The organism is Halobacterium sp. KA-6 (genome assembly GCF_021029015.1).
Lineage (GTDB): Archaea > Halobacteriota > Halobacteria > Halobacteriales > Halobacteriaceae > Halobacterium.
The window spans coordinates 1-1,065 of the sequence record NZ_JAJJZH010000044.1 but is presented as its reverse complement, the minus strand read 5'-3'; the positions used below and the strand labels follow the sequence as shown (position 1 = coordinate 1,065).

General features: G+C 56.6%; 1 protein-coding gene and 1 pseudogene. Both read right to left on the bottom strand.

All coding sequences use genetic code 11. The features are described 5' to 3' along the window. A partial coding sequence (locus tag LPA46_RS18720) for a ParA family protein (protein ID WP_230893818.1) occupies nt 1–238 on the bottom strand: 238 nt, incomplete at its 3' end. A 721-nt stretch (nt 239–959) separates the two neighbouring features. Next, nucleotides 960–1,065 (bottom strand): annotated as a pseudogene (locus tag LPA46_RS18715) (peptide-methionine (S)-S-oxide reductase MsrA); the annotation flags it as partial.

Below are 1,065 nucleotides of genomic sequence, written 5' to 3'. Positions count from 1 at the left end.
CGCGTATCACTTCGCGCACGTCGATGGGGTCGTCGTCGGTCAGCACGTCGCCGATGTTCGGCTCCGACGACTCGTAGTCGTCTTTCAGCCCGACGCCCTCGGTCGCGTTCCCCTGCTGGTCGAGGTCCACCAACAGCACGTCGTTCCCCCGCACGGCGAGTGCGTCGGCGAGGTTGATGGCTATCGTCGTCTTTCCGACTCCGCCCTTCTGGAGGGAGACGCTCACGGCTCGCGACACCTATCTGCCCTCCCGCGGAACGCGATGTTCACAAATTGTACACAGTCTACACTGTGTCTGCTGTTTGGGCGGTGCAAACTCCGTCTGAACTGCGGACTGTGCGGACATCTGGAGGTTCGAACGGACGTTCCGCGGCATGCCACATAATTTTATCCACGACTTTTGAACCGTTGGGACTTCGTCTACATTCTGCATTCTTTATAATTTTTACAATTTCTACAAATTGTAAACGTTCGGCCATCGACGGCCGGTGACTTGCCTCCGTTCCGGCCTGAGAAGTCTCTACTTCGCTCACCGTGTCCGATTCTCGGACATCGCTCGCATTCTTTGCTGTTCTCACAGCGTACGAATCTCACGCGGTATAAACTGTCTGAAGATTCTACAATTTCCACAATTTGTAGATTGTATACGAATTCTAAAACTCGGGGGAAGTTCGGACTTCGCGAGCGGTGCGAACCGCGTGGACGGTTTCGACTGCCTTCGCTGTTCGCACCGTTTGAACTGCTCTGACTGTCGAGACCGCTTTGACTGTTCAGACTGCCCCGACTGTCCGCGCTCTCCTCGCGGTTTCCACCGCGCTCGAAGTCCGCCCGGTTTCGACTGTTCGAACGTCGCCTCCGACGTTGCACGGGTCACTATCTTCACCAGAAATCGATTACTCAGCGGCGCTATCGAGAGTATACTGCGGACATGGTGGTGTCCACCGGCCGCCGCACCCGGCTCAGTTGGCGAGTTTGTCGGCGAACTTCTCGCGGACTTTCTCGACTTTCGGGCTCGCGTGGAACTGGCAGTACGCGTCGTTGGGGTTTTTCTCGAAGTAGTCCTGG